Origin of the sequence: Streptomyces sp. NRRL B-24572 (assembly GCF_002156145.1) — a bacterium.
Taxonomy (GTDB): domain Bacteria; phylum Actinomycetota; class Actinomycetes; order Streptomycetales; family Streptomycetaceae; genus Streptomyces; species Streptomyces vietnamensis.
Genome location: NZ_MWIG01000978.1, coordinates 1 through 5,369, shown reverse-complemented (window position 1 = coordinate 5,369; position 5,369 = coordinate 1). Strand labels below are relative to the sequence as shown.

Sequence of the window (5,369 nt, the reverse complement as noted above, 5' to 3'; positions counted from 1 at the left end):
CGTACGAGACGTGGACGGCGCCCCGGGCCCGGACGTTCAGCCGCCAGCCCCGCAGGTGCGACCAGAACGCGGCCGCCTCGGGGTCCGTGGCCCGGGTGAACGCGGCGGACATCATCATGAACGGCCGGTCCAGGTCACCGGTCAGCGGCGGGTTCATCTGCATCGGACCGTCGAGGCTCAGCCCGGCCCGGATGCGCTCGTCCGCGAGCGTGGCGCAGGCGGTTGCCGTCCCGCCCTTCGACCAGCCGAACGCGCCCATGCGCCGCGGGTCGAGGGAGCCGAGCAGTCCGGCCGGCAGGTCCCTGCGGTCGGCGTCGGGATTGTGCCCGGCGGCGAGCTGCTCGACGCAGTCGAGGACGAAGCGCAGATCGGCGGCGAAGTCTCCGGGCAGCACCGGCGCCTGCCGGTCGTAGAGCGGGACGGCGACCCGGCCGTCGGGGAACTCTGTGTACGTGTCGTACTGGTGGGCCACCGTCACCACCGCGTATCCGTGGCTGGCGAGCTCTTGGACCATGATGGTGTGGTCGCCCTGGTGGCTGTGCGCGCCGTGCGAGTACACGACCACGGGCAGCCCTCGGCCCGGCCGTAGTACTGGAGCGCCCACGTGGCCGGCGGTGAGCGGCGCCAGCGGGGCGAGGACGCTGAACCCCACGTCGGCGAGGAACGCCTGGAGTGCGCCGGCCGGCATCCAGGGCGCCACCGGATACCGCTGGACGTCCCGGGCGGGGTACCACACGGTGGCCATCAGCTCCCGGAAGTGCCCGAGCCCCGCGATGCCGTCCGGACGCGACCGGTCGACGAGGCGCAGCTGTACCGTGCCCACCGGGTACGGCCCGGTGGGCACGGGCAGCATGAGCCGCGCCGGGGCGTGCGTCCTCGCTTCCTTCGCCCACGCGGGGCCGGCGACGGCGGCAAGCGGCACGGCCGCCCCGGCGGCCAGCACGGTTCCCAGCAGGCCGCGGCGCGTCATGCCCTTCCGGCTGATGAACGGCATGGTGGTCATGAGCCCCTCCTCTTGTGACAGATCGTCAAACATGCCGCGACGGACAGTCCGTGGGCACGAAGGAACGCTGTCACGCGCCCCTCCCATGAGGCATCAGCCCACGGTTCGATCGACTGCGCGGACATCAGCCCACGGGTTTACACCCCGGGGTAGCTGCGGTGAGCGGTGGCTTCCTCCGGCGGCTCATACGGGCGGTCGTCGACAGCAGTTCAGGAAGAGCGAACCACCCTCTCAAGTAATCTCGGGACCAGTGAAAACCGAACGCAGAGGCGGAACCGCACCCTGGGCCAAGGTCCTCGGTGCGGTTCTGCTCACCCCCGCCCTGGCGCTCGCCGCCTACTTCGCCATCGCCGACTACCGCCAGGAGGCCCGGGAACAGGACGCCTTCGAGGCCACCCGGGGGGACGCGGCGCGGTTCGCCGACGCCCTCGTCGCCGAGAAGGGCTTCACACCCTCCGACCAGGACGTACGGGACGCCCTCGAAGGATTCACCACCGGCGGCCCGCCCTTCGGGACGTTCGTGGAGGCGCGCCCCACGGAGCACGGCACCCGGCTCTTCGTCGAGTTCACCCGCGGTTACGAACGGACCGTGCCCGTGTTCGGCCCGGCCGACGCCATGACCTCCCGCTGCTTCATCATCGACCTCCCCAAGGCCGGCCCGGCCCGGCCCCGGGTCACTGCCCACGGCTCCCGGGAGTCCTGCACGTCCGTGGCCGCCTCCACCCCGAACTGATCGGAGCCCCCCGTGTCCGATGCCGCCGAGGTCCTCCCGGCCTGGTCCAGAATCACCCGCTGGCTGGAGAAGCACGCCCCGGGCGACCACGCGGCACTGCGCCCCGGTGCCTCCGCGGCCGCCCTCACCGCCCTGGAGGCCGGGCTCGGCTTCCCCCCGCACCCTGCCCTGCGGGCGCTGCTGGCGGCCTGCGACGGCGTCGTGCCCCGCCGGGCGAGCGACGAGGCGGGGGCGTTCCTCATCGGGTACAGCCTCCTGGACACCGAGAAGGTCCTGGAGTGGCAGCGCCATCTCGCCACCCGGGCCGAGGACGCCGTCGAGGAGGGGTACGAGGACGAGGTCGGACGGACCGCGCACGCACGCTGGGTCCCGTTCGCCCAGGCGCTCACCGGTGATCTGCTCTTCGTCGACCACCGTGAGGGCGGGTACGGAACGGTCTGCGAGCTCTCCTTCGGCGACCCGGACCACCGGCGGCCCTGGCCGGGCCTCGGGGCCATGCTCGGCGACTTGGCCGGCGCCATGGAGGAGGAGACCCCGCTGCTCGCCGTCGGGCGCCGGCCCGCGGTCCACGAGGGCCGGATGCTGGAGTGGCCCACGGTCTGATCCCGGTCTCCGCCGGGAAATGACGGGTGGCCAGGGCGGGTTCCGTCGGCGGCAGCTCGGCGGCACGGCCCGCGGACCGTGTGTCCAGCGCCTTCCAGGACGGGACGTACGGCTGGACACACAGGCGGCCGCCCTGCGCGCAGCGGTAGATCCCCGCCCACGAGTCCAGGTCCCGCCGGGTCGGCTGCCACTCGGCCGCCTCGATCTCGCCGATCGCCTTGTGGCCGGCGGGCAGGCGGGCAGGCGGCGAGCCGCTCCTCGCCGCCGAGGCAGGCCGGCAGGGGCCGTCCCCGCCCGGAGTGACGGACCCGGCTCCCGCCCCGCCCGGAGGTTCCGCCCGTGTGCGGGAGGGAGTGGGCCGGGTCGGGCAGGCGACCCTTGCCGCGAAGGTTCCCTCAGCCTGTCTAGACGCGTTCCAGTCGCCGGTGGGGAGTCGGCGGGAGTTCGATCACGACGGTGTCACCAGGCTTCACGGGGCCGCCCTGGCGGACGACCGCCATCACGCCTGCCTTGAAAAAGAGTTCCTCTGAGTCCGGCTCGAGGACGAACATCTCGCTGAGCAGTCCCGACCGGAAGTCGTTGATCTTCGCGCACGGGTTCCGCAGCCCTGTCACCTCGACCACCGCTTCACCGCCCAGGTGCAACAGCGTTCCGGTGGCGAGCCCGAGCAGGTCGACGCCGCGCGTGGTGATGTTCTCCCCGAGCTGACCGGCGGAGACGTCGAAGCCCTTGAACGCGAGCTCGTCGAAGAGCTCCGCATGCATCAGGTGGACCTGGCGCAGGTTGGGCAGATCCGGCTCATAGGTCATGCGGAACTGATGACGGATCCTCTCCCCCGCATGGACATCCCCCTCGACGCCCAGCCCGGCGAGAAGGTTGATCGCACTTCGGTTCGGCTTGCTGAACACATAGGTCGCGTTGCGACTCACCGCCGTGACTGTGCCGCCCATGCCCCAACCCATCTGCCGTCGAACCCCTACCCGGCCGATTTTAGAGGGGCACCACAGGGCCCTCGGCCGTCCGCGGGAGCCCTCCGGCCGTCCCTGTGGTCGCCCATTCCGTCGCCCTGGTCGCCGGGCACCGCTGGTGCGACGTGACGGTCGTCCCGCCCGCGTCCTGCGGCTTCCTGCGCCGTCTCGTGGGGCACGTGGAGACGGGCGCTCCCGATGTCTCGGCCCGGGGATCCTCGCGTACCGAGTCCTGGGCGGGCACGCGCGGGGGCCGCGCCCGCCGTCGGGCGGGTGCGGCCCCCGGGCCGTGAAGCCGGAACGGAGTGCTGCGGAGTGCTACGGCGTCTTCTGGTGCACCGGAGTGCCGACGCCGGTGTCGGCGGTGCTCGTACTCGTGTCGAGGGCGGGGAGTTCCGTGTCTGTCCGGCGGCCGCGTGCCCACATCGCCAGGGAGAGGAGCAGGGCGGCCGTCGTGGCCAGGGCGGCCGTCAGCGTGACGTCCCGGACGCCGAAGCCGAGGTCGATGGTCGTGCCGCCGAGCCAGGCGCCGAGTCCGTTGCCCAGGTTGAACGCGGACACGTTGGCCGAGAGGGCGAGCGCCGGCGCGGCGGAGGCCACCGAGAGGATCCGGGCCTGGAGGGCCGGGATGATGGAGAAGCCGGCGGCGCCGAACAGGAACAGGGCGGCGACCGCGGGGATCCGGTAGGGGCTGACGGCCCAGAAGAGTACGAGCGAGAGCAGCAGGGCCGTCTGGGCGGTGAGCACGCCGCGCATGACGTTGGTGTCCGCGGCCCTGCCGCCGAGGATGTTGCCCAGCACCGAGCCGATGCCGAAGACGATCAGCAGGACGCCGACCATGGCGGGCACGAAGTGGCTGACGTCGCGGAGCAGGGGCGCCAGGTAGGTCGACGTGGTGAAGACCGCTCCCTGGGCGAGCACGGTGATCAGCATGGACAGCTGGAGGCTTCCGCTGCGGAACACCTTCAGCTGGTCCCGCAGCGAGACGTCCTCCTCGGCGCCCTCCTCGCCTCCGGTGCTGAGGCCGCTCGGCACGAACGCGTAGATGAGGACGACGCACGCCACGGCGAAGACCGTGATGAAGACGAAGGTGGAGCGCCAGCCGAACTGCTGGCCGATGAGCGTTCCGATGGGGGATCCGAGCACGTTGGCGAAGTTGAAGCCCAGCGCGATCTTGGCCATGGCGGTCGCCTGCTTGTCCGGAGGGGACATGAGGGCGGCGACGTGCCAGGCCACGGCGGCGAAGGTGCCGTGGCTGAACGAGGTGAAGATGCGCGCTCCCATCAGCATCCCGTAGTTGGGCGCCAGCGCCGCGACGACGTTGCCCACGATGAAGATGCCCATCAGCCCGAGCAGCAGTCCCTTCCGGGACCACTTGGCGGTCAGCAGGGTGATGATCGGGCCGCCGATGGTCACACCCAGCGCGTAGCCCGTGACCAGGAGGCCGACCGTCGGGACGGACACCCCCAGATCGGCGGACATCTCAGGCAGGATCCCCGCGATGGCGATCTCGGCGGTACCCACGCAGAAGACCCCGAGCATCAGGGCGAGGAGGGGTAAGGGCATGGTGACCGAGCCTTTCTGGGGGGTGCACTTTCCAATGCATGCGATTGCATGTAAATGATGAACGAACACGAGGGTGCGGTCAACCGGCGCAAGGAGTTACGCTGGGCAACGTGACAGACGGGTAAACAGAACGTCCAGAAGACTCAGCGAAGGGCCGCACCAATGGAGACCTGGGGACCCGGCGGCGAGGTGGACGAACTCGCCCTCTGGCGGCAGTTGGCCCGCCTGATGGAGCAGGTCAACTCGGCGGCCAGCAGGCGACTGGCCCGCAACCACGGAGTCTCCACCGGTGAACTCCTGCTCCTGCTCTCCCTGTCGGAGCGGCGGGACGGCACCCTTCGGATCTCGGAGCTCGTGAAGGCGCTGGGCACCAACCAGCCCTCCGTCAGCCGGATGGTCGCCCGCCTCGAAGAGGCCGAGTGGGTCGTGCGCCGCTCCGCCGCCGACGACAAGCGCGGGGTGGACGTGCAGGTCACCGAGGCGGGCGACCATCCGG

General features: G+C 71.3%; 6 protein-coding genes. 3 read left to right on the top strand and 3 right to left on the bottom strand.

Annotated features, from left to right (window positions below; all coding sequences use genetic code 11):
* Positions 1-1,003, bottom strand: a 1,003-nt coding sequence (locus CCN56_RS39120; RefSeq protein ID WP_086832369.1) for an acetylhydrolase, incomplete at its 3' end; no start/stop codon positions are given.
* A 250-nt stretch (positions 1,004-1,253) separates the two neighbouring features.
* Here CCN56_RS39120 and CCN56_RS39115 point away from each other — a divergent pair.
* Together CCN56_RS39115 and CCN56_RS39110 are read left to right on the top strand one after the other, a co-directional pair.
* On the top strand, positions 1,254-1,736 hold the full coding sequence (locus tag CCN56_RS39115) for a hypothetical protein (protein WP_086832368.1): 483 nt from the start codon (positions 1,254-1,256) through the stop codon (positions 1,734-1,736).
* A 12-nt stretch (positions 1,737-1,748) separates the two neighbouring features.
* Complete coding sequence (locus CCN56_RS39110) at positions 1,749-2,339, top strand: SMI1/KNR4 family protein (RefSeq protein WP_086832367.1); 591 nt, start codon at positions 1,749-1,751, stop codon at positions 2,337-2,339.
* Positions 2,340-2,743: 404 nt separating this feature from the next.
* Here CCN56_RS39110 and CCN56_RS39105 read toward each other — a convergent pair whose 3' ends face one another.
* Positions 2,744-3,289, bottom strand: coding sequence for an MOSC domain-containing protein (locus CCN56_RS39105; protein WP_086832366.1), 546 nt, complete (start codon positions 3,287-3,289; stop codon positions 2,744-2,746).
* 336 nt (positions 3,290-3,625) lie between these two features.
* A complete protein-coding gene (locus CCN56_RS39100) occupies positions 3,626-4,873 on the bottom strand; it encodes an MFS transporter (RefSeq protein WP_086832365.1) in 1,248 nt (415 codons plus the stop codon).
* Positions 4,874-5,035: 162 nt separating this feature from the next.
* On the opposite strand from CCN56_RS39100, the gene CCN56_RS39095 reads away from it, so the two are divergent.
* A partial coding sequence (locus tag CCN56_RS39095; protein WP_086832364.1) for a MarR family transcriptional regulator occupies positions 5,036-5,369 on the top strand: 334 nt, incomplete at its 3' end.